The organism is Phytohabitans sp. LZ39, assembly GCF_059359075.1.
Map to the genome: position 1 here is coordinate 466,959 of NZ_JCADBM010000003.1, position 24,951 is coordinate 491,909.

Genomic DNA, 24,951 nt, shown 5'->3' on the forward strand with positions numbered 1-24,951 from the left:
CTACCGGGCCACGCCGACTTTGGTCAGCGGCAGGTCGTACTCGGTGACGCCGAGCGTGAATCCCTTGACCGCCGGGCCGACCGCCCAGACCCGGGGCAGCTCGACCACCGGCGCGACGGCCCAGTCGTCGTCGAGCCGGCGCCACACCTTGTCGTACGCCGCCGCCCGCACCGCGTCGGTCGTGCCGGCGAGGGCGGTGTCGATGAGCCCGTCGAGCCCCGGCGCGGTGTACAGGAACGTCGGCTCGGTGCTGCGGAAGTTGGCGTTGAGCATCGCGAACGGGTCGTACGGCGGGCCGTACGTGAGGTAGAAGCGCAGGTCGTAGTCGCGCTTGGCGGCGGTGTCGGAGTATCCGGCCGCGTCGAGCTGGTCGATCTTCACCTGGATGCCGACCTTGGCCAGGTCGGCCTGCACGGCTTCGCTGAGCGTGCGCGCCTGCGGCAGCATCCCCGGGTCCAGGATCAGTCGCAGGGACAATGTGGACTGTCCGGCCTGGGCCAGCAGGTCTCTGGCCTTCTGCTGGTCGAGGGACACCTCGCGGGGCTGTTGCGGCGCGTACGGGATCGAGGGCGGAAACACCTGGGTGGCCGGCTTGGCCAGGTCGTGGAAGAGCACCTTCGCGTACGCGTCCCGGTCCAGGGCCCGGTTGACCGCCTCGCGCACGCGCGGATCGGCGAGGGCGCGGTTGCCGGTCGTGGTGTTGAACGCCAGCAACAGGTTCGTCGAGGACGGCTCGGTCAGCAGCGAGATCCCTGACTGGCGGCGCAGGTCGAGGCTCTCCTCGGGGGCGAGCGGCGCCAGGTAGTCGCCGCCGATCACGTCCACCTCGCCCGCCTTCAACGCCGCGAGCCGGGCCTGCGAGTTCGGCATCACCGCGAAGACGACCCGGTCGAGGTTGGGTCGGCCGCCCCAGTACGTGTCGTTACGGACCAGCACAATCTCGGTCTGCGAGGACGACTCCAGCTTGTACGGTCCGGTGCCGATCGGCTTCACGAAGTTGCCGGCGGCGTCGAACGACGCCGGGCTGCGAAACCGCACCGGCCGCATCAGCGTCAGCTCCTGGAGCGCCGGGTAGTACGGGTCGGTCAGGCGGAGCACCAGCGTCCGCTCGTCCGGCGCCTCGATCACCTTCGTCTGCCGGGAGACGCCGAGGAACGGGGTGTCGCCGATCCACCGTTCCATGTCGGTCTTGGCCACCGGCGCGGTGAACGCCGTCCCGTCGGAGAACGTCACGCCGGCGCGCAGGTGGAACGTCAGCGTGCGCCCGTCGGGGCTGACCTCCCAGCGCTCGGCAAGCGCGGGCTGGATCTCGCCTTTGGGGCCGTACCGCACGAGCGGCTCGTAGATCTGGTCGAGCACGTTGAACGAGTGCGTCTTGTACTGGAGACCGTTCAGGTCCGCCTCCGGCTGTCCCAACGCCACCCGGAGGGTGCCGCCGGCCGGCACGGCCGTGTCGCCGCCCCCGGTATCGCCGGTGCCGGTGCCGCCGCTTCCGCACGCCGCGAGCCCCACGACCAGCGCGGCACAGGCCACCGCCGCTCGCCAGCGCCGTCGCCCCCTCATGCCCGCCCTCCTCACATCTTGTTGAAAATGAAAATCGTCTGCTGCTAGCGGCAGGCTAGCGGTCGATCATGAAGAGAGCAAGAGCAGCTAGTTGCAGATATATAGCAGTTGCCAAAGATTTGCAACTAGACGGCAGGTTAGCTTTTGTCGATCACGGTGGACAACAGCTGGGTGAGCCAGATCACCGACGCGAACGCGCGACTGGGCTTTGTGCCGGCGCGGGTGTGGTGGGATCGCCCGCCCGGCTCCCACCGGGCAGGGCGGCCGGCGGCGTGCCAGCCGCGGGTGCGGCGCACCCCGGCCTTCGCGGCCAGGTCGGGGAGGTAGTCGCCGTCTGGTTCCCGGGAACTACCGGCGGCGCGGACCGCCCTCACCGGGGTCTCGCGCGGAGCCGGCGGCGAAGGAGTAGGCGGCCAACAGACGGTCGAGGTAACGCCCCGCCGGATACGCCGCGGCGGCGTCCCGGCCCGCCTCGGCCAGCCGCTCGCGCAGCTCCGGCTCGGCCAGCACCCGGCCAAGTGCGGCGGCGAACGGAGCCGCCCGCGCCGGTGTGCTCAGCCGGCCGGCCGCGCCGCCGCTCGTGCCGGAGCCCGGGCGGGTGGCCAGCGCCGGGTCCGCGATGACGACCGGGAGCCCAACCTGTTCCGCCTCCAGCAGCACCAGGCCTTGGGTGTCCGTAGTGGACGGAAACGCGAGCACGTCGGCCGTCCGGTAGTACCCGGCCATCCGCGCGTGCGGGACCGGAGGCACGATCCGCAGCGCGCGGGCGACCCCGGCCCGGCGGGCCAGGCGCAGCAGCGCGCGGCGCCGCTGCCGGACGCCGAGCATCACCAGGTGGGCGTCGGGGATCCGTCGCACCAGCTCGGCGAACGAGGCCAGCAGGAGCGACGGGTTCTTCTCCGGCGTGGCCCGCCCGACGGCGAGTACGACCGGCGCGGCCGGCGGGATGTCCAGCGCGCGGCGCGTCTCCTCCCGGCTCCGCGGATCGTCCGCGAGTGCCAGTGAGGTCGGCACCGTCCAAACAGGCGGGACGCGGGCGAACTCGGCGAAGCCCGCCGCGGTCTTGTCGGACGGCGCGAGGATGAGCGCGACGTGGTCCATGAACGCGTCACCCAGCCGGAGCAGCTGGCCTCGGCGCCCGGCGCCGGGCCGCACCAGGCGCAGGTAGTCGCGGACCGACCAGCCGAGCCGAAGTTGCAGTGCGGCGACCGCGGCACCGACCTGTATCTCGGGGAAGAAGGCGGAGTACGCGAGCAGGTCGGTGTGCCAGGTCATGACCACCGGGATCGCGTGCGCGCGGGCGTACCTCATGCCCCCGATGCCGATCGGCCCGGTCGTGTGGACGTGGACGACGTCCGGGACCGGCCGTGGCGTGGCGAAGCGCGGCACACCGACGCGGATCTCGCGGAACGGCACCGGCACCGAACGCACTCCGTACGGCTCGTCGCGGCCGCCCAGCAACGGCACCGCCTGGTAGAGCCGCACCTCGTGGCCGGCGGCGCGCAGCAGCGAGACGGTGGCCGCGACGGCTGTGGCCACGCCGTCGGTGCGGCCGCGGTGGCTGTCACAGAAGTGCGCGATCCTCATGGCACTCGATGCCCTTCCCCCGACAAGGGACCATTGTGCATCCCCGCGCCAGCGGCATAATCGCTCTAGAAACGGGGGACCGAAATGGATGTTCGCGGTCGCGGTGCCCGGCAGGGGCGCCTGGTGGCCGCCGTCGCCGCACCGTTGCTGCTGATGGCGGGCACGCTCCTGGCCGAGGCGCTCCAGCCTCCTGGCTTCGACCCTCTCGATGCCACGCTGAGCGACATGGCCAGCCTCGACGCCGCCCACCGCGAGGTGATGACCGGCGTGATCATCGGCATGGGCGCGTGGTTCGCCGTGACGGGATGGTGGCTGGCCGTAGTCGGAAAGGCTGGGCGGATCATGCTCGGTGCCGGCGGGGCCGCGTGCCTCGGCATCATCGCGTATCCGGTGTCCGAAGACGCCGTCCCGCTCCAGCATTTCGTCTTCGCCACGCTGGCGTTCTCGGCGCTGTCGCTCTGGCCGGTGGCGGGGATGCGACGGTCCGTGGACGCGCCGTGGCCGGTGCGGCCCGCGGCCGCGATCACGGTCAGCGCTGTCCTGTGTGTACTGTCCGCCTGGTTCACCGTCACCGTGACGCGCGAGGCGGGGATGGGGCTGCCCGAGCACATCCTCGCCGTCATCCAGGTGACCTGGCCATCCGTCGTCGCCTTCGCGTCCCGCGATCGCCCCCGCGCGGCGGCCGCACCGAGCCCGGGCCGCCGCGAGTACGCGGAGCAGGCACGATGATCGTCGCCGTCTCCGCGCTCTTCTGGGCGATCGTGGTGCTGACCTGCCCGCTGTTCTTCCTCGGCGCGGTGGTGGTCTGGGCGTTGACGCTGCCGTTCGACCGGCGCCGCGTCCTGCTGCACCTGTACTCGTCCGCGTGGGCGGTGTTCTACGTGCACGTCAATCCACTATGGAGGCTGCGCACGTCGGGGCGCGAGCTGTTGCCCTGGCACGGCGGAGCCGTCCTGGTCGCCAACCACACCTCGCTCGTCGACGTCCTGGCCCTGTTCTCCCTCTTCCGCCCCTACAAGTGGGTCGCCAAGGCGAGCCTGTTCCGGGTGCCGCTGATGGGCTGGAACATGCGGCTCAACGGATACGTACCACTGGTTCGCGGCAGCGGCAGCTCGGTCCGCGCGATGATGGATCGCTGCGGCCGCCTGCTGCGGATCGGCGCACCGGTGTTCTTCTTCCCGGAAGGCAGCCGCTCGGCCGACGGCCGGCTCGGCGAGTTCAAGATGGGCGCCTTCACGCTGGCGGTCGACCACCGGGTGCCGGTCTATCCGGTCGCGGTGTGGGGCACCCGGGACGCCCTGCCCAAGCACGGCCTGACGTTTCGGCAGCGCGCGGACATCCGGGTCCAGGTCCTGCCACCGCTGCTCCCGGCCGACCACCCCACCGCCGAGGACCTCCGCGACGCCACCCATCGGGCACTCGCCGAAGCGCTCGCGGGCCGCCGCCAGTAGAGAGGCGCTCAGGAGGCGGCGCGGGTGATCTGGTCGTGCATGCGGCGGCGGGCGAGCTCCATGCGGATGCGTTGGTCGCTGCGGGGGTCGGTGGTCACCGGCGCGATGGGCTCGCCGACGACGATGACCATCGTGGGTTTGCGGCGCAGCAGCCGGCCCACGCCGGTCGGCGGGGTGAAGCGGATGGACAGCGGCACGACGGGCACCCGGGCCTGGGCGGCGAGGTGGAAGGCGCCGCGCTTGAAGTCGCGCAGGCTCGTGTCGTAGGGCTTCAGGTCGCCCTCGGGGAAGAAGTGCACGATCCTGCCCTTGGCCAGGAAGAGCTCCATCTCGGAGAAGAAGAGCGGCAGCCCGGCCGGCGTGAGCGGCACCGCGACGCCGCCCAGCAGCCGCACCAGGCCGCCGTACCAGCGGTTCTGGAGGTTGATCGGCGCCGAGGTGAAGACGACCCTGCGCGGAAACACGGCGAGCCCGACGAGCGCGCTGTCGAGCATATGCACGTGGTTGCAGACGGTGAGCGCGCCGCCGGTACGCGGGAGCCGGTCGCGGCCTTCGGTGCGGACGCCGAGGACCGCCCGCGTCCAGACGAATAGAAGCGGGATCGCCACCGCGTAGTAGAAGGCGGTCGACAGCAGCCGGTAGAGCCAGCCGGCGTATCCGGCCGGCCTGTCCGGCGCGCGGCCCGCCCTGGCGTAGACCCGCTCGATCCCCTTGACGCTGCGGTCGACCGCGTAGAGCGTGCCGTAGCGGGCATAGGTTTCCGACAGGGCGTCGAGCTCAGCCGGATGGTCGATCCAGTCGTCGATGCGTTCGGCGAGGGACGCCGGGTCGCCGGCGCGAAACAGGTTGCGCGGTTCGAGGGCGAACTGGCCGGTCGCGCTGCGCCGGCTGTCGGAGATGACCGGCACCAGCCCGCAGGAGAACGCCTCCATACAGGACAGTCCCTCGATCTCGACGTCGGAGGCGTGCACGTACAGGTCGCAGTCGCGGATGAGGGCGACGAGCTCTTCCTGCGAGTAGTAGCCGAACCGCGCCGGGTTGGGCAGCTTCGCGGCCATCCGGCGCAGGCGCTTCTCCTGCGGGCCGCGCCCGGCGAAGTGCAGCTCGATGCGTGCGGCGTGGCGCGACCGTCGCATCGCCCGGATCAGGACGTCCTGCCGCTTCTCCGGGGAGAAACGGCCGACCATGAGTATCCGGAACGGTTCGTCGGCTTTCCGCGCGCGGGCGGGGCCCGGCCGGAAGCTGCCGTCCACGCCGTTGGAGATCACGTGCAGGCGGGCCCGGTAGCCGTGGCGGCGCAACTGCGCGGCGATGAAGGTGGATGGACAGTGGATGTCCGCGAAGCGGCCGTAAAAGGCGAGGCGCAGCAGGAGGTACACCAGGTGCGCGGCAGGTGGAAACCAGCCCAGGCCGATGTTGTAGGTGATGTTTTCCGGCTGGACGTGAAACGCGGCGATGGCCGGCACGCCGAGCCGGCGCGCGATCCGCTCCGCGGCCCGGCCCAGCGGCCAGGGTTGGTAGATGTGGACCACGTCGGCACCCTCGATCGCGGCGACCAGCACCTCGTGCACGGGCTTGGCGAAGAGGGTGTGCTGGCGATGGGCGAAGCGGCTCGCGATCGGCACCACGAGCTCCGGCACGTAGAACATCTCGGGCCCGCCGGGCGCCTCGGCACCCGGCTCCCCGCAGGCGACCACGCGGACCGTATGCCCCCGCGAGATGAGGGCCGTGGCGAAGCGCATCGCCGACATTGTCGTGCCGTTGTTGTTCACGTTGAACGTGTCGGTGACCAGCGTGATGATCATCGCTGCGTTTCTTGCCGAAGGTCCACACGCGGCAGCGGCATCCCGGCTCCTCACATGTTCGAACGGGGCCTACGTAGTGTGCCTCCCACACCCGCCGCCGGTGCCCCGGGAACCACCGGCGCGTCCCGACCGTCAGAGGCCAGGTGAGACGGACACAGCACGGCCCGGCGGCCATCCTCGTGATCGTCGCGCTGGCAGTCACCGCGTGCCAGGAGCCGGGCGCCCGCGCCACCCAGGTCGACGAGCGGGTGTCGGGCGTCGGCATCCTGTTCAAAGACGCGGACGGCACGGTGCGACTGTGTGCCTCCGCCGTCGTCCCGGCCCCGGCCGGCCCGCCCCTGGTGGGCAACTGCTACCCACCCGACGTCCCGGTGGCCGGGGCACCGGATTCGGCGTTCACCGTCAAGGGTGACGGCCGGGCCAGCAGCGACTCCGTCCGCGTGGAGGGCGTGTACCGCGACGGCACGGTGTCGGTCGACAAGGTCCAGCCGGGTGAAGGCCCGATTGGTACGGAGCCCGCGGCCCTGGATGTGCCCTGTGACGCGCCTCCGGGCGGATGGCGGACAACCTCGGTGTACACCGACGGCGCCGACCTCGATCGGGCGCGGGTCCGGCTCGCGCAGGTGGTGGACGCCGATCCCGAGACCTACGCCGGCCGCCGGATGGGATACCCCGACGATCGCCGGACCGGCGCCTCGGTGTTGGTCGTCGGCACCGTCCGCGATGTCGAGCGGGCACGCCGGGCGGTCTCCGCGGTCTACCAGGACAACCTCTGCGTCTACAGTGCCCGATTCAGCGCCGCGGATCTGGATCGGACGGTGGCCGAACTGGAGGCCGGCGGGGTGACGGCGGAGGCCGACGTCACGGCGAACCGGGTGCGGGTGCGGCCGGTGATCCTCGACGCGCCGACCAACCACCTCTTCGACCAGGTCGGCCGGGAAGCCCTCGTCATCGACGATCCGCTGCTCGCCATCCGGTAGCTCATGACCGGAGTGCGGGCGCGCCGGCCGGCGCGCCGACGTCGAGTTTTCCGCGCCGGCCCGCCCACCGCTTGAACGCCAGGGTGGCGAACGGCGGTATCCCGCACGCCAGCGCCGCGGCGGTGACCCACAGGCTCCACCGCTGGGCCCATGCGGTCGCCAGGGCCAGCACGCAGTACGCCAGGAACAGCGCGCCGTGGATCGGCCCGAAGACCCGCACGCCGATCTCGTTGTCGGGTGGGCCGTACTTGACCACCATCCCGCAGAGCAGGCCCGCCCAGGAGAACGCCTCCGCGATCGCCACCGCCACGAACAGCCGGGTCACCTTGTCACGCACCCGGCCAGCGTAATAGTGGTGCGATTATGGCGGTGATGGAGTCTTACGTCGAGCGTCCGCCGGTGCCCGGATTGGCGAGGGTGGTGCGGACGGTCTGGATCCAGCGCACCGGCGCGGAGGCGTACGTGCAGCGGCACCTGCCGACCGGCGGGGTGGAGATCCACTTTCCGATCGGCGGCCCGCCGCAGCTGGTCGGTCCGCTGACCGGTCCGGAGATAGAGGTCATCCCGGCACATACCACCATCGTCGGCGTGCGGTTTCAGCCAGGGACCGCGCCGCCCCTTCCGGCCGTGCTCGACGACCTGGTCGACCAGCGCCTGGGCCTGGCGGACCTGTGGGGCGGCTCGGTCGACCGCCTCGTGGAGGCGATGGCCGGGGCCGGGACGCCCGAGCGGGCGCTCGTGGCCTTGCAGACCCACCTCCTGCTGGAGTTTCGACGTGCCGCCTCCGTCGATCCGCTGGTGGGCGAGGCGGTGCGCGCGCTGATGCCCTGGCACTCCGTCGACATCGACAGCCTGGCCACCCACCTGGCGCTCTCCGCGAGCCAGCTGCGCCGCCGCTGCCTGCACGCGGTGGGGGTGGGTCCCAAGGTTCTCCAGCGGACGCTGCGGTTCCAGGGCTTCCTCGCGCTGGCCCAGGCGGGCGCCGCCGCCTCCGGTCGGCGTGGCGCGGACGGCGTGGCCGGGCTGGCGGTCGACGTGGGGTACGCCGACCAGGCGCACCTCAGCCGGGAGTGTCTGCGCCTGACCGGCCTGACGCCGCGCCAGCTCCTCGGCGGCGACCTCGAGCGGTGCGCCTGCGGCCACGACCACTCCGCGTCGTACAAGCCGTTTCTCGCCGCCCGCGGCCGGCATGCTCGATTCGTTCAAGACGGGCCGCCACGCCGCTCGTAGGTTCGCGTATGTGCCTGATCTCGCGCTCGACGGCGAAGCGTTCGCGCCCGACTCGCCGGGCTACGACGCGGTCCGCCGCCCGGCCGGCGCCGCGTACCGGGACACACGCCCTCGGCTCGTGGTGCGGTGCCGCTCGGTCGCGGACGTCACCCGCACCGTCCTCCACGCGGCGGCCACCGGGGACCGCCTCGCCGTCCGCGGCGGCGGGCACTGCTTCGCGGGCCGCTCGTCGACGGACGGGATCGTGCTCGACATGTCTGGCCTCGACGGCATCTCGGTGGCCGGCGACGGGGTCGCCACGATCGGGGCCGGCGCCCGCCTGGCGGCGGTGTACGCGGCCCTGCACGCCCACGGCCGGACCCTGCCGGCCGGGTGCGGTCCGACCGTCGGCATCACCGGTCTCACGCTCGGCGGCGGCATCGGCCTGCTCGGCCGCCAGCACGGGCTGACCTGCGACCGCCTCGTCGGCGCGCGGGTCGTGCTCGCCGACGGCAGCGTCGTGGACTGCGACCACGACCGCGAACCGGACCTGTTCTGGGCGCTGCGCGGCGCGGGCGGCGGCCAGTTCGCCGTGGTCACGTCGCTGCGGTTCGACACCGTCGCCGAGCCGACGACCACCCGCGTCGAGGCGCGCTGGTCGGACGTCGCCGTCGAGGACCTGGTCGCCGCCTGGCAAACCTGGGCACCGGACGCGCCGGACGGGCTCACCGTCAACCTCGCCCTCGACTCCGAGCCCGGGGTACCCGTCCGGGCCACCCTCTTCGGTGCGTCCACCCTCGGCGAGAAGCCGACCGCGGCGCTGCTGCGCGAGCTCACCGGCCGCGCGTTCGCGCTGCGCGCCGGCCTCCCCTTCCACCAGCTGAAGAGCGGTTTCGCTGGCCCCCGGGACGCGCCCGCCACGCGCACGCGGTCGGAGTTCTTCGCACGCGCGCTGCCCGAGGACACGATCGCGTCGCTGCTGGCCCGGCTCGGCGAGCCACGGGCCGGGGGCCGGCGGCAGCTCGCTTTCACCGCGATGGGCGGGGCGTACAACAGGGTCGCCGAGGACGCCACCGCGTTCGCCCACCGCGGCGAGCGCTTCCTGCTCGAACACATCGCCGCACCGGCCGACCAGTGGGTCGACGGCTCCTGGGCGACCGCCCACGCCCACGGGTCGGGCCGGGTCTACCCCAACTTTCCGGACCTCGCGCTCGACGACTGGGCCGCGGCGTACCACGCGGGCAACCGCCACCGGTTGGCCGCGGTCAAGGACGCCTACGACCCGGACCGGTTCTTCGACTTCCCGCAAGCCATCCAAGGAGGGACATGAGCAAGGTAATCAGCGCCCACTCCGTCTCGGTCGACGGTTACATCAGTGGTCGCACGCCCGCGGGCCAGAGGAGTTCGGGCGCGGTCTCGGCGAACGAGGTGGTCCGATGATCCTCGTCACCGGCGGGCTCGGCATGATCGGCGCCCACACCGCCCGCGCGCTCGTCGACCTCGGACAGGAGGTCGTCGTCACCTCGCACCGCAGGGCCGAGATCCCGTCGTTTCTCGCCGGCAAGGTCGCCGTGGAACGCCTCGACGTCACCGACCGGGACGCGTTTCTCGCCCTCGGCGGTCGCTACGACGTCAGCGACATCGTCCACCTCGCCGGCAGCATCCCCGGCGAGGACCCGGTCGCCTTCTTCCGCACCGACATGACCGGCCTGCTCAACGCGCTGGACGCCGCTCGCGCCTGGGGCGTGCGCCGGTTCGCGGTCGCCAGCAGCCTCGGCGTGTACCTCGGCGCGAGCGAGACCCCCTGGCACGAGGAGCTGGCGCTGCCCACCGCGGACCTGCCGCACCTGATCGTCGCCTTCAAGAAGGCCGTCGAGCCGATCACCACGCACGCCCTTCAGGGCAGCGGTGTCCAGCCGGTCGTGCTGCGGATCGGCAGCACGTGGGGGCCGCTCATGGACCCGGAGTCGCCGTTCAACGCCATCCCGCCGTACATCAGCGCGGTACTCCGCGGCGAGCGGCCGGGTCCGCTGCATGCCGGCGACGGCGGCGACTCCTGCTACGCACCCGACGCCGGGCGCGCGATCGCCCTGCTGATGACCACGGAGACCCTGCGCCACGACACGTACAACGTCTCCAGCGGCCGGGGGTTCACCCACCGCGAGCTCGTGGACGGCCTCCAGGCGATCACTCCGGGCCTGGAGCTCGACCTGCTGCCCGGCGGACAGCCGGGACCTCACCTCGACATCACCCGGCTCACCAAGGACACCGGGTTCGCGCCGGCCTTCGACGTCGCCGCCGCGGTCGCCGACTACGTGGCCTGGCGATCCGGCAATCCCCGCTGACGAGCCCGCGAGCCCCGGGTTCAGGCCCAGATCGCCTCGGCGACCGCGACGCCGCAGAAGGCCGCGCCGAGCCCGGCCGCCACGCTGCCGGTCACGTACGCCGCGGCGTAGAAGTAGGCGCGGTCCTCGACCAGCCGGATCGTCTCGTACCCGAAGGTGGAGTAGGTGGTGAGCGCCCCGCAGAACCCGACGCCCGCCAGCGCCATCACCTCGTCGGACACGCCGCCCGCGGCCACGCCGGCGGCCAGCAGGCCGAGCAGGAACGAGCCGGCCACGTTGACCGACCAGGTGCCCCACGGAAACCGCGAGTCGTGGCGGGCCTGCACGAACCGGTCGGTCAGGTAGCGCAGCGGCGCCCCGACCATGGCCCCGGCCACGACCAGCAGCAGGGCGCTCACGCCGGTGTCCCGCCGCGGGCCCGGACGACCGTCCACCGGGTGACGCCGAGCCCCACCCACGTCGCCGCCAGCGCCGCGAGCAGGGTGCCGGCCAGGTACAGCAGCCCGGTACCGGCCGCGCCCGTGTCGACGAGGCGCTGGATGTCGACCGCGTAGGTGGAGAACGTGGTGAACCCGCCCAGCACCCCGACGCCCAGAAACGGCCGCACCAGCGGGCGGCCGGTCCACACGTCGACGACCAGGACCATGAGCACGCCGATCAGCAGGCAACCGGAGACGTTCACCCAGAAGATCGCCCACGGGAAGCCATCCGGAGCGGCGGGAAACGCCCGGTCGAGCCCATACCGGGCGGACGCCCCGAGCGCGCCGCCGGCGGAGATCACCGACAGCACGGCCCACGGCGCCCGCCGCAACTCCGCACGCTGCCGGGGCATCCGCAGGTCGACGTCCGAGTCCGCGGGGAGGGCCTCCGCCCCCGATTCAGTCACTACGCACTCCTACCAGCACACTTCGCGTGCGGGCGAGCCGGGTACCGGCAGAACCTCCCATCTGCGCGGAGGCGGACGTAACGTCGGAGCCGTGGAGACCGCATGGACCGAAGACGAGCTGCGCCGGGTCGGCGGCGCCGAGGAGCTACAGGTCACCTCTCGCCGCGCCGACGGCAGCCTGCGCCCGTACGTGACGATCTGGGTGGTGCGGGCCGGTGACGAGCTGTACATCCGCTCCGCCTACGGCTCGGACAACCCCTGGTACCGCCGGGCCAAGGCCAGCGGCAGCGGCCGGATCCGCGCCGGCGGCGTGGAACGCGACGTCACCTTCGCCGACGCCGACCCCGCGGTCCATGCCGGTGTCGATGCCGCCTACCACAGCAAGTACGACAGGCACGGGCCCGCGATCGTCGGCACCGTCGTCGGAGACAAGGCCGCCGCGGTGACCTTCCGCCTGCTGCCGCGCGCCGCCTGAGCGGAAGCGGCCGACCGCGGCGGAGTTGTTGTGGGGTGCTTACGAGTCGGCGCACAGCGGTCCGGCGGGGCGCCGCGGGCCGTACGGTGCGGGTGTGCGGATTCTGGTCACCGGCGGTGCCGGCTTCGTCGGCTCCCACGTCGCCGATCTCCTCGCCGCGGACGGGCACGAGGTCGTCCTGCTCGACGCGTTGCTTCCGCAGACGCATGGCGGCGGCCCGCCGCCCTGGTCCGCCGGGCACGACCTGGTCGACGGCGACGTCCGTGACGGTGCGCTGCTGCGACGGCTGCTGCGCGGTGTGGACGCGGTGTGCCACCAGGCGGCGATGGTCGGGCACGGCCTCGACCCGTCCGACGCGCCGGCGTACGCGAGCCACAACGACTACGGCACCGCGGTGCTGCTCGCCGCGATGCACGGGGCGGGTGTGCGCCGGCTGGTCCTGGCGAGCTCGATGGTCGTCTACGGCGAGGGCCGCTACACCTGCCGGACCCACGGCGCCGTCCGCCCCGGCCCGCGCCGGGAGGCGGACCTCGCCGCCGGCCGGTTCGATCCACTGTGTACGGAGTGCGGTGCCGCGCTGGAGCCGGGCCTGGTGCCCGAAGACGCGCCGCTGGAGCCGCGCAGCACCTACGCCGCCACCAAGCTGGCGCAGGAGCACCTCGCCGCCGCCTGGGCACGGCAGGTAGGCGGCGCGGTGTGGGCGCTGCGCTACCACAACGTGTACGGCCCTCGGATGCCCCGTGACACGCCGTACGCCGGCGTGGCGTCCATCTTCCGTTCGGCGCTGGCCCGGGGCGAGGCGCCGCGGGTGCTGGAGGACGGGCGGCAGCGCCGCGACTTCGTGCACGTGACGGACGTGGCGCGGGCCAACGCCCTCGCACTCGCCGCCGCGCCGCCACCGGGCGGGTTCGCCGCGGTCAACATCTGTTCCGGCGAGCCGCACACCGTCGGCGACCTGGCCGAGACGCTGGCCGCCGCGATGGGTGGGCCGGCGCCGGTGGTGGCCGGTGGCGCGCGGGCCGCGGACGTGCGCCACGTGGTCGCCGCGCCGCACCGGGCGGCCGAGCTGCTCGGCTACCGGGCGGCGGTCGGCTTCGCCGAGGGGGTCGCCGCGTTTGCCACCGACCCGCTGCGCGAGCCGGCCGCGGTCACCACCACGTCCACAGTAGATGGTTGACGGCCAGCGCCGTGCCCGCCTGGGCGATCAGCCAGGCTCGGTGGTGCGGTGCGGGCAGCCGGGCCGCGGCCACCACCAGCCACACGGTAAACGGTAGCCAGATCCGCTCCACCTCGGCCTTGCTCAGCCCGGACAGGTCGGCCAGCAGCACCGCGACCGCCGCGGCGAGGGGCAGCACGACCGACGCGGCCCGGTCGCGGCGCACCGCGCGGACCGTCCTCTGGAGCGCGGGCAGGAGCACCGGTCCGGCGGCGAGCACAAGGGCAGCGAGGTTGGCCCACACCCAGTAGCCGTAGGGGCGGTCGGCGGCCCAGCCCTGGTAGTAGCGCTCGACCACCAGCTCGTACCCCTCCGGCCACCAGAAACCGGCGGCGGTGAAGGTGAGCGCGACGGCGGTGGCACCGGTCGTGCCGGCCGCCAGCACGGCGAGGCGGCGCCGGCGGCGCAGCGCGATCACGGCGAGCGCGAGCAGGCCGGCGAGCACGAACCCGTACGACAGGTAGAGCGCGAAGCCCAGCACCGCACCGCCGGCGAGGCCGAGCCACCAGCGGGGTGCGGCGAGCAGCGCGAGCCCGGCGGCCACCACGGCGGCGAAGATGCCGTCCGCGGACACACCCACCCACACCGCGCCGGGAAGCAGCACCAGGTACGGCACCACGGCCCGCGCGGCGGCCTCGTCGCCCAGCCACCGCAGCGCCACCGGCACCGACACGGTGACCGTGGCACCGGCCAGCACGCAGGCGAGGGCCGCCGCGCCACCGCCGCCGAGACCGATCCGGTCCAGCCAGACGAAGACGAGCAGGGCACCGGGCGGATGCCCGGCGGTGTGCGTCGACCACACACCGGCGTCGGTGGCCACGATCTTGTCGGCGAAGCCGGCCAGCGTCGCTGGGATGTCGGTCACCCGCGGCACCTCGTTGAGGTACTCCGCCTCCGGGGTGAGCCGGGTCGCCAGGCCGTCGCGCCAACCGTCCACAAAGGCGAGTGCGAGGATCCAGGCCACCGTCGCCGCATAGGCCGCCGCGAGCAGCCGTACCCAGGGAAGCCGGCGGGCCCAGGACGGACCGCGCCACACCACGAGCGCGGCGACCACGACGGCGGCCGGGGTGCCCCAGCCGGCGTGCGGCCGCCACTGGCCGAAGATCGGGGCGGCATCGGCCCACAGCCGCACACCCCGCGTGTGGAGAACCGCGCCCACCGCGAACGCGGCGGCCACGAGGGCCGCCTCGACGCCGAGCGCGAACAGGTCCGCCCGTTTACCGCCGTTCATATGGCCGGTGACGGTACGGCAGTGTCGCGGCCGCCGCGACCGGAACGAGCGAGCCGTCAGAGGTTCGTAACAACCTGTGCCACGGTAAGGGTTTCGTAAGCGGCAGCGCCGTTCCCGGCGGCCGGCGCGCGCCTACGGTGCCGGTATGGATCCGGATGTGGACGTGGTGCTGCCGTGCCTGGACGAGGCCGCGGCACTGCCCGGCGTGCTCGCCGCGCTGCCCGCGCGATACCGGGCGATCGTCGTCGACAACGGCTCGCGGGACGGGTCGCCGGAGGTGGCCGCGGCACACGGCGCCACCGTGGTTAGCGAGCGGAGAAAGGGGTACGGCGCGGCCGTGCACCGCGGCCTGGAGGCGGCGACCGCGGAGGTGGTGTGCTTCCTGGACGCCGACGGCTCGCTGGACCCCGCCGCGCTGCCCGCCCTCGCCGCGCCCGTGCTGGCGGGCACGGCCGACCTCGCCGCCGGTCGCCGGATCCCCGTCCGCGGCGCCTGGCCGTGGCACGCCCGCGCGGGCAACGCCCTGCTCGCCGCGCGGCTGCGCCGCCGGGGCGTGGCCGTCCACGACATCGCCCCGATGCGGGTCGCGCGCCGCGAGGCGCTGCTCGACCTGGGGGTTGGCGACCGCGCTTTCGGGTACCCGCTGGAACTGCTGCTGCGCGCCGGCGCGGCCGGCTGGCGGATCGTCGAGCTGCCCGTGGCATACCGGCCGCGGACGGCAGGTACCCGGTCCAAGGTCTCCGGCTCGGTGCGCGGCACCCTGCGCGCCGCCCGCGACATGGCGGCGGTGCTGCGGTGACGGTCCTGCTCGTAGTGGCGAAGGCTCCGGTGGCGGGCCTTGCCAAGACCCGGCTCTGCCCGCCGGCCACGCCGGTACAGGCAGCCCGGATCGCGGCCGGCGCGCTGCTCGACACGCTCGCCGCCGTCCGCGCCACGCCGGAGGTCGCGCCGGTCCTGGCGTACACCGGCGACCTCGACGCCGCCGAACGCGCGGACGAGCTCCGGGCCGCGCTGGCCGGCTGGACCGTCCTGCGCCAGCGCGGCGACGGGTTCGGCGAACGCCTCGCCGCCGCGCACCGGGACGCCGGTGCCCGCTGGCCGCGCCGGCCGGTGCTCCAGATCGGCATGGACACCCCGCAGGTGACGCCGGGCCTGCTGGCCGCCTCGGCACACCGGCTGTCCACCGTGGACGCCGTGGACGCCGTGCTCGGGGCGGCCGCGGACGGCGGCTGGTGGGCGCTCGGGGTGCGCGATCCGCGCCACGCCGCGGTCCTGTGCCAGGTGCCGATGTCCACACCCGAAACCGGCCGTCTCACCCGGTCCGCCCTGACCGCGATCGGCCTTCACGTGGAGGTGCTGCCAGTCTTGTCCGATGTGGACACATGGGAAGACGCGCTGTCCGTGGCCGAAACCGTGCCAGACGGGCGGTTCGCCGCCGCGGTCTGGGACAGCGCCCACCACCATTCCGGCGCGGAGCCGGTCTGGCTCGTCACCGCCGACGGATGGCGGCACCGCCTGCCGGTCTCACGGTGGCGAGACGGCCCGGAGCCGGCCGTCCGCGAGCTGCTGGAACGCTGCACCGGGCCCACGCTCGACGTCGGCTGCGGTCCGGGCCGGCTCACCGCCGCGCTCGCCGCGCGGGGCGTGACGACGCTCGGCATCGACACCTCCGCCGGCGCGGTCGCACAGGCTCGCCGGCGGGGCGGCAGCGCGCTTCGACGCGACGTGTTCGCGCCGGTGCCGGGCGAGGGCAGGTGGGCGCACGTGCTGCTCGTCGACGGCAACATCGGCATCGGCGGCGACCCGGTGCGGCTCCTGCGCCGCTGCGCCGCCCTGCTCCGGCCGGGCGGCACCGTGCTGGCCGAGCTCGACGCCGGCGACACCGGGCTGTGGCGGGGATACGCGCACCTGTCCTATGGGGAGCGTGCTCACCGCACCGCCCCGTTTCGCTGGGCCCGCCTCGGCCTGACGGCTCTGCACCGGCTCGCGGACACCGCCGAGCTCACCGTACGGGCGGTACTGCACCGTGACGGGCGCTGGTTCGCCGAACTGGAGCGGCGGTGAAGCTCCCGATCCCGCGCCCCGAGGACTTCCGCGCACCGGCGCACGCTCCGGCGGTGACGGCGCGGATCGGACTGTGGCTGGGTGTCGCGTTCGGACTGTGCTTCCTGACCGGGCTGCTCAGCCACGCCGCCCAGCACCCGCCCGGCTGGTTCACCTGGCCCACCCGGCCGGTGAGCCTCTACCGGATCACCCAGGGCGTGCACGTCCTTTCCGGCATCGCCGCGATCCCGTTGCTGCTGGCGAAGCTGTGGAGCGTCTACCCGCGCCTGTTCATCCGCCCCTGGCACCGCGGCCTCGCCGAGCGGGTATCGGTGCTCGTGCTGCTCTGCGCCGCGTTCTTCGAGCTCGCCACCGGGCTGTTCAACGTCGCCCAGTCGTACCCGTGGCGGTTCTTCTTCATCGAGACCCACTACGCGGTCGGCTGGATCGCGGCCGGCGCGCTGGCCGTGCACATCGCGGTAAAGCTGCCGGTCGCCCGGGAAGGGCTCGGCGTCCGCCCGGACGCCGACCGGAGGGCCTTCCTGCGCACCGCGTGGGCGGCGTCCACAGTGGCCGTACTCGCCACCGCCGGCATCACCGTGCCGTGGCTGCGCCGGGTCTCCGCGCTCGCCTGGCGTTCGGCGGGTGGGCCGCAGGGGCTGCCGGTCAACCGCACCGCCGCGGCCGCCGGCATCCAGGTGCCCGCCGACTGGCGGCTCGAGGTCGTGTGGGAGGGCGCGCGGCACGCGTTCACGCTCGACCAGCTCGCCGCCCTCCCGCAGCGGACCGAGACGCTGCCGATCGCCTGCGTCGAGGGGTGGAGCGCCACCGCGCGCTGGACCGGCGTGCGGATCCGCGACCTGCTCGCCACCGCCGGCGCGCCGACCGGCCGGGCGGTACGGGTCACCTCGCTGGAGCGGGCCGGCCTGTACGCCGCGAGCACGCTGCCCGCCCCGCACGCCGCCGACCCGCTGACCCTGCTCGCCCTCCGCGTCGACGGGCAGGTGCTGGACGCCGACCACGGTTTCCCGTGCCGGATCATCGCGCCCAGCCGGCCCGGCGTGCTCCAGACCAAGTGGGTGACCCGCCTGGAGGTCCTTCCGTGAGGGCCACGCGGTTCCTGCTCGCCGCGGCCGGCTTCGCGCTCGCCGCCTACGGCGCGTGGCTGCTGCGCCCGCAGCTGCCCTACGCCTGGACCTGGCTTGTCGCCGGCCCGGTCCTGCACGACGCGGTGGTGGCGCCGCTGGTGGGCCTCACCGGCCTGGCGCTCGCCCGCCTGCTGCCCGGCCGGACCTGGCGGCGCTGGGTCGCGGCCGGTCTCGCGGTCACCGGGACGCTGCTGCTGATCGCGACACCCCTCGTCTGGCGGCCGCACCGCGCACCGCCCAACCCGGGCCTCCAGGACCGCGACTACGTCCGCGGCCTAGCCATCTGGCTGGCGGTCCTCTGGGCCTGCGTCCTACTCGGCGCCGCCGCCAGCCGCCTGCGCGCCCGGCGCGCTCGGCCGTAAGGCTTTCGAAACACTTTGCCGCGCACAGCGGACTAGCCTGAACACGATGCGCGACCTGCTACTGATCTTCGCTGCCGCGCTGGCCGGCGCGCTCGCGATCGGTGCCCTCGGCGCGGCGGCCCTCCGGCTGCTGCACCGCCGCACGATCATGACGCACATCTGGGTGCTGATAGCGGTGACCGTCGGCAGCGTGACAGCCGGCGTCGTGGTCATCGCCGAGGCCATGTTCCTGTCCCCGCACGACCTCCAGGTGGTGCTGACCACGGTGGCCGCCGGCGCCGCGGTCAGCGTCGCGGTCGGCTGGCTGTTCGGCCGCCGGCTCGCGGCCGCGGCGGTGTGGGCAGCCCAGGCCCGCGAACGGGAGCGGCGCCTGGAGAAGGGCCGCCGCGACCTTGTCGCGTGGGTATCGCACGACCTCCGCACGCCCCTGGCCGGTCTGCGGGCGATGGCGGAAGCCCTCGAAGACGGCGTGGTGTCCGACCCGGCCACGGTCGCCGAGTACCACCGGCGCATCCGCGTGGAGAGCGACCGCATGGCCCGGCTGGTCGACGACCTGTTCGAGCTGTCCCGCATCAACGCCGGCGCGCTCCGGCTGTCACCGTCCACGGTGCCGCTCGGCGACGTGGTCTCCGACGCTGTCGCGGCGACCGCGCCGATCGCCGACACACGCGGCATCCGGCTGGTGGCGATGGAGTCCGGCTGGCCCGTGGTGCGGGCGAGCGAGCCGGAGCTCGCCCGCGTGCTGGCCAACCTTCTCCTCAACGCCGTGCGATACACGCCGCAGGACGGCACGATCTGGGTCAGCGGCGGCAACGACCGCGACGGCGCCTGGCTCGCCGTCGACGACAGCTGCGGCGGCATCCCGGAGGCCGACCTGCCCCGCGTCTTCGACGTCGCGTTCCGGGGCGAGCCGGCCCGCACCCCGCGCGGCGCCGACGGCGCGGTCGGCGGGCTCGGGCTGGCCATCGTCCGCGGACTTGTCGAAGCACACGGCGGCCGCGTCGACGCACGCAACATCCCCAACGGCTGCCGCTTCGTGGTCCACCTCCCCACCGCCCTCTGACCCCCGAGCCATCGCCGGCACAGGGAGTGGAGGCGACACCGGAACGTAGGATCGTCCGCGTGGATCTGGACGACACCGCCGCCCGGCTCGGGGTACCCGTCGAAGACGTCGACCGCGTGCACCGCCTCGCCGGCGACCGGCCGTCGGCTCCGCTACCCGCCAAGGCCGACGCGCAAGCGCTCCTCGACCGGCTCGCGGTGCGGCCGGACGACGCCGCCGAGATCATGGCGGGCTGGCCGGACCCAGACTCTCCACTATGGACACCCGAGCTGCGCTGGCTGCTCGACCGCTCGATCGCCCTGGTCCGCGCCGACCTCGGGGGCCACGAGTGGCTGCCGCCCGGTCCGGAGCTGCCACGCGAGCGGGGCCTAGCCTGGCGGCACCTCTACGTGTACGCGTACCTTGCCCTGGTCGGCGTCGTCACCGGCTACCACCGCGACCACGGCGTCACCGAGGCCGTATCCTGGGCGTCCCTCGCCGACCTGGGCCGCAACCTCGCGATCGACCGGCGGATGCGGCGCGAGGGCTGGCCGGTCATGCAGAGCTGGCTGACGCTGCACGCCCGCGGCGCCATCTACGAGCTGGGCCGCCTGCAATACCACCGCGGCGGCACCGCCATCGACCTGCACATCCCCGAGTCGGGCCCGATGACCCCGGAGTCCGTCACGGCGTCGCTCGACGAGGCCCGCGCGTTCTTCCCGCGTCACTTTCCCGACGAGCACTACACGGAGTTCGCCTGCGGCTCGTGGCTGCTCGACCCGCAGCTGCTGGAGTACCTGCCCGAGGACTCCAACATCGTCAAGTTCCAGCGCAGGTTCGCGCTGGATCCCTACGAAAAGCAGGAATGGATCGACGCCGACGTCGAGGTGATGCGGTTCGTGTTCCGCACGCTGACCACCCCGCTCGACCAGCTCCCGCGCCGCACCGTGCTCCAGCGCGCGATCGTCGACCACCTGAAGGCCGGCCGCCACTGGCAGGTCCGCCGCGGCCGCTTCCCGATCTAAGCCCTTCGGAGTCAGGGTGTCTGCCCGTGGTGAGTTTCTGGAGACATATTTGCCCACGCCCGCGTCAGCTGTAGACCGTATGCTCCCGCGGGCACCGCTCCCGGCCGGCGGCTCGCAGCGCTCGCCGAACTCCCCGGCCGTCCACTGCCAGCTCCGCGAGACAAGCCCCGAAGGGGTCTACGCGGGCCCCACCCGCACCATCCTGACGCAACGTAACCAGCCAAACGGGCCAGACTTCGAGAACAGACATTGTGGGCAAACGTCGACCACCGGCGCGACCAACGGCGGACGGGTGAGGCCGCGGGAGCAACGGTCTGGACCACGACGGACATCGCGGTAGCTCAAATCTCTGTCCAAATAAGGGATTCAGTGGTCAAAGCCGCCCGACTCTGGAAGGTCTTTAGACCAAAGCTAAGGATTCGGGTCACCGGAGCGACCCGAATCCTTCACGATGACGCCGCGCCACGAGTTGGTCAGTCGGTCACGGCTACCGGCTGGCGGGACGGGGTGAGCATCATCGCGACGCTGGCGATCGTGACCACGACCACGACACCGACGAGGACCTGGATGGCCGCCGGCACGTCGACGAAGAACGCCGGCAGCGCGGTGACCATGGAGATGATCCGGGCACCCGCGGCGACGCGGACGGCGGTGCGTCTGGCGGTGCGCCAGGCGATCACGACGGCGATCACGGTGATCAGGCCGAGCACGCCGTCGAGCACCAGGATGGCGAAGGGCGGGCCCGCCTCGGCGTCGTCGGGCGTCGGCTGGAACGGCGCGGTCATGTCGCCCAGGCCGAGCAGGAAGGCGATGACGAGTCCGGTCTTGTTGAGCTTGGAGAGCTTCACGACTATCACTCCCGGGTCGGAAGGGCACCTGTTCTTCGGTGCCGTTGGGCCAAAGCTTGCGGGCCGGCCCGTTCCCGCCGGATCGGTCGACGTGCCTGCCGCACCGGGAAGATTCCCGACCGTACCCGGGAATGTATTCCTGGGTCGATGATCAGCGCAGCCCTCATGATGGATCCATGACACCGCCCGATGGACCGATCACCGTCGTCCTGGTCGACGACCATTTCGTGGTTCGGGAGGGGCTGCGGGCGCTCATCGAGTCGTTCGAGGGGTTCGCGGTCGTGGGCGAGGCGACCGATGGCGAGCAGGCGGTCCGCGAGGTCCAGCTCCACCGCCCCGACGTGGTGGTGATGGACGTGATGATGCCGCGGGTGGACGGCGTCGAGGCGACCCGCCGGATCGTCCGCGCGTGTCCCGGCACCGCCGTGCTGGTGCTGTCGATGGCGGAGGACGACGAGGTGGTGTTCAGCGCGATGCAGGCCGGCGCCCGTGGATACCTGCTCAAGGGCGCCGCGCAGGAGGAGATCGACCGGGCCCTCAAGGCGGTGGTGGCCGGTGAGGCGATCTTCGGCCCGGGCATCGCCACGCGGGTCCTCGGCCTGTTCGCGCGCGGCGCCACCGGGCACGCGCCGCCGTTTCCCGAGCTGACGCCGCGTGAGCGGGACGTGCTCGAGCTCGTGGCGCAGGGTCGGCGCAACGCGGCCATCGCCAAGGCGCTCGGCATGGCACCCAAGACGGTCGCCAACCACCTGTCGTCGATCTTCGTGAAGCTCCAGGTCACCGACCGCTCGGCGGCGATCGTGCGGGCCCGCGACAGCGGGCTGGGCCAGGGCCGACCGTCATGATCATCTGGCTCTCGCTCGGCATCGGCGCGGCCTTGCTCGCCGTTGCCGTGCTGATTCTCCTCGCACTGCGGCGGCGGGCATGGCCGGACGGCACCGTACCCGCGCGGCTGCTGGGGCTGCTGCTCGCCGCCGCCGCGACCGGTCTGCTGGCGGTGGCGCTGCGCCTGGTCACGGGACCCGGCGGGGTGCCTGACCGGTTGGCCGTGTTGAGCGTCGTCGTGCTGCTCCCGACCGCGCTCGTGCTGTACCCGGACGACAAGCCGCCGGCCGGCCTCGGCTGGACTCCGGTGGCCGTCGTGGCGCTGTGCGGCGGGATGGGGCTCGTCTATCCCGGCCTGTTCGCCAAGAGCGGCCTCGGCGAGTTGGTGGCGTACCTGTTGGTGCTCGCCGCGCAGTGGTGGCGCTTCGAACACACCGACGTCGCCGGCCGCCGCGCGCTCCAGTGGTTGGCGCTCGGCGCCCTGCCCGGCCCGCTGCTGGCGGCCATGGCGAGCTTCGCCATCTCGGACGTGCTGGCGGCCGTGCTCGACCTCGCCGTGTGGACCGTCTTTCTGGCGTGCTTCTGCGTGGGCCTGGCCGCGCCGGGCGTCCGGGACGTGCGCGCCATAACGCTTTCCGTGGGCGTCCACGCGGCCGGCGGGCTCCTCGTGCTCGCGGTCTTCGCGTCGGTGATCTCGCTGATCGACACGGTGGCCGGGGATCGGGTCGTCCTCTCGCCGGGTGCGCTCGGCCTGGTCGCCGCCGCGTGCGCCATGGGCTACCCACCGGTCTCCCGGCTGCTCAGGCAGGTCGTCGAGCTGCTGCTGTTCGGTGCGCGCAGCGATCCGATCGAGGCCGCGTCCACTGTGGGCGAACGGCTCGGCGACGACCCCGTACCGGCGCTGCGGTCGCTGCGGGAGTCGTTGGCGCTGCCGTACGCGGCGCTGGTCGACCCGGCGGGTCAGGCGGTGGCCGTCAGCGGTCGCCCGCCCGAGTCGGCGGTCCGGCGCGCCCTGACCGTCGCCGATGGCACGCTCGGATACCTCGACGTGGGGCTGCGACCAGGCCAGCAGGCGCTGCTGCGCACCGACGAGCAGGTCGTGGCGGTGCTCGCGCCGGCGCTGGCGCAGCTGATGCAGGCCCGCAGGTTTCGCGCGGACCTCCAGGCGTCCCGGGCCTCGATCGTCGCGGCGGTCGAGGAGGAGCGGCGCCGGCTGCGGCGCGACCTGCACGACGGGCTGGGGCCGCGCCTGACCGGCGTCGCGTACGCCGCCGACGCCGCGCGGAACCTCCTGCACCGAAACCCGGCGCGCGCCGCGGAGTTGCTCGTCAGCGTGCGGGCCGAGGCGGGAGAGGCGATCACCGACGTGCGGCGGCTCGTCGAAGGCCTCCGCCCGCCCAGCCTGGACCAGGTCGGGTTGGAGCAGACCGTGCGCCAGCACGCCCGCCACCTGCTCCGCCCGGACGGCGGCCCGATAGAGGTCGACGTGCGGGTGCCCGCCCCGCTGCCGGGACTGGGCGCCGCCGTGGAGGTGACGGCGTACCGCATCGTCGTGGAGGCGCTGACCAACGCCGCCCGCCACTCCGGCGGCCACCACGCCACCGTCACGCTCTGCCTCGAAGACGGCGCGGACGACAAGGTACTGGCGATCGAGGTACGCGACGACGGCCGGTCCGGCGAGCAATGGGTGCCCGGGTTCGGGCTCACGTCGATGCGCGAGCGCGCGGAGATGCTCGGCGGCACGCTACAGGCGCACGTCGACGGCACCGGCGGTGTGGTCTCCGCCCGGCTTCCGCTCGAAGCCGGGCGCGGCTGACGCGTCGATCAGGTGCGCGACGCGAGCGCGAAGCGGGGCGGCGCGGGCGCCGCTCCGATGACGAGGTCCGCGACGATCCGACCGATCACGGGCGCGAACTTGAAGCCGTGCCCCGAGAACCCGGTCGCGACGGTGACCGGTCCGACCCGGTCGATGACGAAGTCGTGGCTGGCCGTGTTGTCGTAGAGGCAGCTGATCGGCTCGGCGGTGTCCGGGTCGAGCCCGGGCAGCCAGCGCCGGACGTAGTCGCGCAGCAGGCGGCTGCCTTCCTCGGTCGCGGTGAAGTCGCGGCGGTCCGGGTCGACGACCGGGCCGCTGCCGTGAAATCCCACCTTGACGCCCTCGCCGGGGCTGAGCAGCCCGTACGCGGCGTGCTCGGGCTCGGCACGCCAGTGGATGAAGCTGGGCCAGCCGGCGCCCGGGTCGAGCGCGTGGAAGTGTGCCGGCTGCTCCTGCGTGACGGTCAGCGCCGGCAGGTCCAGGACGCCGCGCAGGATGCCGGGGGCCCACCCGCCGGCCGCGACGACGACGTGCCGGGCGGAGAGGACACCCTCGGCGGTCCACACCTCGACGGCGTCGTCGCCGCGGACCGCGACGCCAGTGACCCGGCGGCCGTGCTCGATCCGGGCACCCGCCTCGGACGCGAGGCGTTGCAGAACCTGGATCGCCGCGTCGGCCAGCAGGCGGCCACCGTCCGGCTGGTGCAGGACGGGCGACTCGAACTCCATGCCCGGCCATCGCCGCTTCGCCGCGGCGGCGTCGAGGACCGTGAACGGCACGCCGTGCGCCGCCAGGACCTCGGCGATGCCCAGCGCGTCCGGACCGTGGTCGATCGCTCCGGTGGTGGTCAGCAGCGGGACGCCGGACTCCTCCTCCAGGTCGCGCCAGAGCCGCAGGGCGCGCCGGGCGAGGGTGACGTAGTCGGGCTCGGGGTAAGCGAGCCGGAAGATCCGGGTGGCGCCGTGCGAGCCGCCGCGGTCGTGGCCGGCCTCGAAGCGCTCGAGAAGATGCACCTCGCGGCCGGCCGCGGCGAGGGCCCAGGCGGCGGCCGAGCCCATCGCGCCACCGCCGACCACGATTACGTCCTGCACGTT

The 24,951-nt window shown here is 73.4% G+C and carries 26 protein-coding genes; 16 read left to right on the forward strand and 10 right to left on the reverse strand.

The features are described 5' to 3' along the window. From AC5L36_RS08540 to AC5L36_RS08550, 3 genes are all read right to left on the reverse strand, one after another. Positions 1 to 1,563 carry an ABC transporter substrate-binding protein gene (locus tag AC5L36_RS08540; RefSeq protein ID WP_441217052.1) on the reverse strand — a complete coding sequence of 521 codons (1,563 nt, stop codon included), beginning with the start codon at positions 1,561 to 1,563 and terminating at the stop codon, positions 1 to 3. A gap of 137 nt (positions 1,564 to 1,700) precedes the next feature. Next, positions 1,701 to 1,937: a hypothetical protein gene (locus tag AC5L36_RS08545; RefSeq protein ID WP_441217053.1), complete on the reverse strand. Its 237-nt coding sequence runs from the start codon at positions 1,935 to 1,937 to the stop codon at positions 1,701 to 1,703. Then, a complete protein-coding gene (locus AC5L36_RS08550) occupies positions 1,912 to 3,150 on the reverse strand; it encodes a glycosyltransferase (RefSeq protein ID WP_441217054.1) in 1,239 nt (412 codons plus the stop codon). The genes AC5L36_RS08545 and AC5L36_RS08550 overlap by 26 nt, the downstream gene beginning before the upstream one ends. Before the next feature lie 84 nt (positions 3,151 to 3,234). On the opposite strand from AC5L36_RS08550, the gene AC5L36_RS08555 reads away from it, so the two are divergent. Together AC5L36_RS08555 and AC5L36_RS08560 are read left to right on the forward strand one after the other, a co-directional pair. Then, positions 3,235 to 3,879, forward strand: coding sequence for a DUF998 domain-containing protein (locus tag AC5L36_RS08555; protein ID WP_441217055.1), 645 nt, complete (start codon positions 3,235 to 3,237; stop codon positions 3,877 to 3,879). Beyond that, positions 3,876 to 4,601, forward strand: coding sequence for a lysophospholipid acyltransferase family protein (locus tag AC5L36_RS08560; protein WP_441217056.1), 726 nt, complete (start codon positions 3,876 to 3,878; stop codon positions 4,599 to 4,601). The genes AC5L36_RS08555 and AC5L36_RS08560 overlap by 4 nt, the downstream gene beginning before the upstream one ends. 8 nt (positions 4,602 to 4,609) lie before the next feature. Here the strand turns inward: AC5L36_RS08560 and AC5L36_RS08565 are convergent, their stop codons facing one another. After that, entirely contained in the window at positions 4,610 to 6,406 is a 1,797-nt protein-coding gene (locus tag AC5L36_RS08565; RefSeq protein WP_441217057.1) for a glycosyltransferase, read from the reverse strand. Positions 6,407 to 6,549: 143 nt separating this feature from the next. On the opposite strand from AC5L36_RS08565, the gene AC5L36_RS08570 reads away from it, so the two are divergent. Then, on the forward strand, positions 6,550 to 7,386 hold the full coding sequence (locus AC5L36_RS08570) for a hypothetical protein (protein ID WP_441217058.1): 837 nt from the start codon (positions 6,550 to 6,552) through the stop codon (positions 7,384 to 7,386). Position 7,387: 1 nt separating this feature from the next. Here AC5L36_RS08570 and AC5L36_RS08575 read toward each other — a convergent pair whose 3' ends face one another. Next, on the reverse strand, positions 7,388 to 7,723 hold the full coding sequence (locus AC5L36_RS08575) for a DUF3817 domain-containing protein (protein ID WP_441217059.1): 336 nt from the start codon (positions 7,721 to 7,723) through the stop codon (positions 7,388 to 7,390). Between the two features lie 35 nt (positions 7,724 to 7,758). Here AC5L36_RS08575 and AC5L36_RS08580 point away from each other — a divergent pair, with 35 nt between their 5' ends. From AC5L36_RS08580 to AC5L36_RS08590, 3 genes are all read left to right on the forward strand, one after another. Then, positions 7,759 to 8,616 (forward strand): DUF6597 domain-containing transcriptional factor, encoded by an 858-nt coding sequence (locus AC5L36_RS08580; RefSeq protein WP_441217060.1) that lies wholly within the window; start codon positions 7,759 to 7,761, stop codon positions 8,614 to 8,616. 10 nt (positions 8,617 to 8,626) lie between these two features. Further along, the gene (locus AC5L36_RS08585) at positions 8,627 to 9,925 is read left to right on the forward strand and encodes an FAD-binding oxidoreductase (protein ID WP_441217061.1); all 1,299 of its coding nucleotides are present in this window, start codon (positions 8,627 to 8,629) and stop codon (positions 9,923 to 9,925) included. 106 nt (positions 9,926 to 10,031) lie between these two features. Further along, positions 10,032 to 10,940: an NAD-dependent epimerase/dehydratase family protein gene (locus AC5L36_RS08590; protein ID WP_441217062.1), complete on the forward strand. Its 909-nt coding sequence runs from the start codon at positions 10,032 to 10,034 to the stop codon at positions 10,938 to 10,940. A gap of 20 nt (positions 10,941 to 10,960) precedes the next feature. On the opposite strand, the gene crcB (AC5L36_RS08595) is transcribed toward AC5L36_RS08590, so the two are convergent. Next, entirely contained in the window at positions 10,961 to 11,338 is a 378-nt protein-coding gene (gene crcB, locus AC5L36_RS08595) for a fluoride efflux transporter CrcB (RefSeq protein ID WP_441217063.1), read from the reverse strand. Further along, on the reverse strand, positions 11,335 to 11,772 hold the full coding sequence (gene crcB / locus AC5L36_RS08600; RefSeq protein WP_441217167.1) for a fluoride efflux transporter CrcB: 438 nt from the start codon (positions 11,770 to 11,772) through the stop codon (positions 11,335 to 11,337). Before crcB (AC5L36_RS08600) ends, crcB (AC5L36_RS08595) begins: the two co-directional genes overlap by 4 nt. Before the next feature lie 145 nt (positions 11,773 to 11,917). Here crcB (AC5L36_RS08600) and AC5L36_RS08605 point away from each other — a divergent pair, with 145 nt between their 5' ends. Further along, the gene (locus tag AC5L36_RS08605) at positions 11,918 to 12,301 is read left to right on the forward strand and encodes a DUF2255 family protein (protein WP_441217064.1); all 384 of its coding nucleotides are present in this window, start codon (positions 11,918 to 11,920) and stop codon (positions 12,299 to 12,301) included. A gap of 94 nt (positions 12,302 to 12,395) precedes the next feature. Further along, on the forward strand, positions 12,396 to 13,478 hold the full coding sequence (locus AC5L36_RS08610) for an NAD-dependent epimerase/dehydratase family protein (protein WP_441217065.1): 1,083 nt from the start codon (positions 12,396 to 12,398) through the stop codon (positions 13,476 to 13,478). Here AC5L36_RS08610 and AC5L36_RS08615 read toward each other — a convergent pair. Beyond that, entirely contained in the window at positions 13,450 to 14,748 is a 1,299-nt protein-coding gene (locus AC5L36_RS08615) for a hypothetical protein (RefSeq protein ID WP_441217066.1), read from the reverse strand. The two genes, AC5L36_RS08610 and AC5L36_RS08615, sit on opposite strands and share 29 nt — an antisense overlap. A gap of 145 nt (positions 14,749 to 14,893) precedes the next feature. Here AC5L36_RS08615 and AC5L36_RS08620 point away from each other — a divergent pair, with 145 nt between their 5' ends. The 6 genes from AC5L36_RS08620 to AC5L36_RS08645 are packed head-to-tail and all read left to right on the forward strand — an operon-like array spanning position 14,894 to position 20,368. Further along, on the forward strand, positions 14,894 to 15,547 hold the full coding sequence (locus AC5L36_RS08620; protein ID WP_441217067.1) for a glycosyltransferase family 2 protein: 654 nt from the start codon (positions 14,894 to 14,896) through the stop codon (positions 15,545 to 15,547). Next, entirely contained in the window at positions 15,544 to 16,812 is a 1,269-nt protein-coding gene (locus AC5L36_RS08625; RefSeq protein WP_441217068.1) for a DUF2064 domain-containing protein, read from the forward strand. Before AC5L36_RS08620 ends, AC5L36_RS08625 begins: the two co-directional genes overlap by 4 nt. Then, on the forward strand, positions 16,809 to 17,897 hold the full coding sequence (locus tag AC5L36_RS08630; RefSeq protein WP_441217069.1) for a molybdopterin-dependent oxidoreductase: 1,089 nt from the start codon (positions 16,809 to 16,811) through the stop codon (positions 17,895 to 17,897). The genes AC5L36_RS08625 and AC5L36_RS08630 overlap by 4 nt, the downstream gene beginning before the upstream one ends. Next, positions 17,894 to 18,301: a hypothetical protein gene (locus AC5L36_RS08635; RefSeq protein ID WP_441217070.1), complete on the forward strand. Its 408-nt coding sequence runs from the start codon at positions 17,894 to 17,896 to the stop codon at positions 18,299 to 18,301. The genes AC5L36_RS08630 and AC5L36_RS08635 overlap by 4 nt, the downstream gene beginning before the upstream one ends. A gap of 46 nt (positions 18,302 to 18,347) precedes the next feature. After that, complete coding sequence (locus tag AC5L36_RS08640) at positions 18,348 to 19,364, forward strand: sensor histidine kinase (protein ID WP_441217071.1); 1,017 nt, start codon at positions 18,348 to 18,350, stop codon at positions 19,362 to 19,364. 59 nt (positions 19,365 to 19,423) lie between these two features. Next, a complete protein-coding gene (locus AC5L36_RS08645; protein ID WP_441217072.1) occupies positions 19,424 to 20,368 on the forward strand; it encodes an acyltransferase domain-containing protein in 945 nt (314 codons plus the stop codon). A gap of 473 nt (positions 20,369 to 20,841) precedes the next feature. On the opposite strand, the gene AC5L36_RS08650 is transcribed toward AC5L36_RS08645, so the two are convergent. Continuing rightward, positions 20,842 to 21,216, reverse strand: a complete 375-nt coding sequence (locus AC5L36_RS08650; protein WP_441217073.1) for a hypothetical protein — start codon at positions 21,214 to 21,216, stop codon at positions 20,842 to 20,844. A 176-nt stretch (positions 21,217 to 21,392) separates the two neighbouring features. On the opposite strand from AC5L36_RS08650, the gene AC5L36_RS08655 reads away from it, so the two are divergent. Both AC5L36_RS08655 and AC5L36_RS08660 read left to right on the forward strand, forming a co-directional pair. Beyond that, positions 21,393 to 22,061 (forward strand): response regulator transcription factor, encoded by a 669-nt coding sequence (locus AC5L36_RS08655; protein ID WP_441217074.1) that lies wholly within the window; start codon positions 21,393 to 21,395, stop codon positions 22,059 to 22,061. Next, positions 22,058 to 23,857, forward strand: coding sequence for a sensor histidine kinase (locus AC5L36_RS08660; RefSeq protein WP_441217075.1), 1,800 nt, complete (start codon positions 22,058 to 22,060; stop codon positions 23,855 to 23,857). Before AC5L36_RS08655 ends, AC5L36_RS08660 begins: the two co-directional genes overlap by 4 nt. An 8-nt stretch (positions 23,858 to 23,865) precedes the next feature. Here the strand turns inward: AC5L36_RS08660 and solA are convergent, their stop codons facing one another. After that, positions 23,866 to 24,948 carry an N-methyl-L-tryptophan oxidase gene (solA, locus tag AC5L36_RS08665; protein ID WP_441217076.1) on the reverse strand — a complete coding sequence of 361 codons (1,083 nt, stop codon included), beginning with the start codon at positions 24,946 to 24,948 and terminating at the stop codon, positions 23,866 to 23,868. Positions 24,949 to 24,951: the final 3 nt, after the last annotated feature.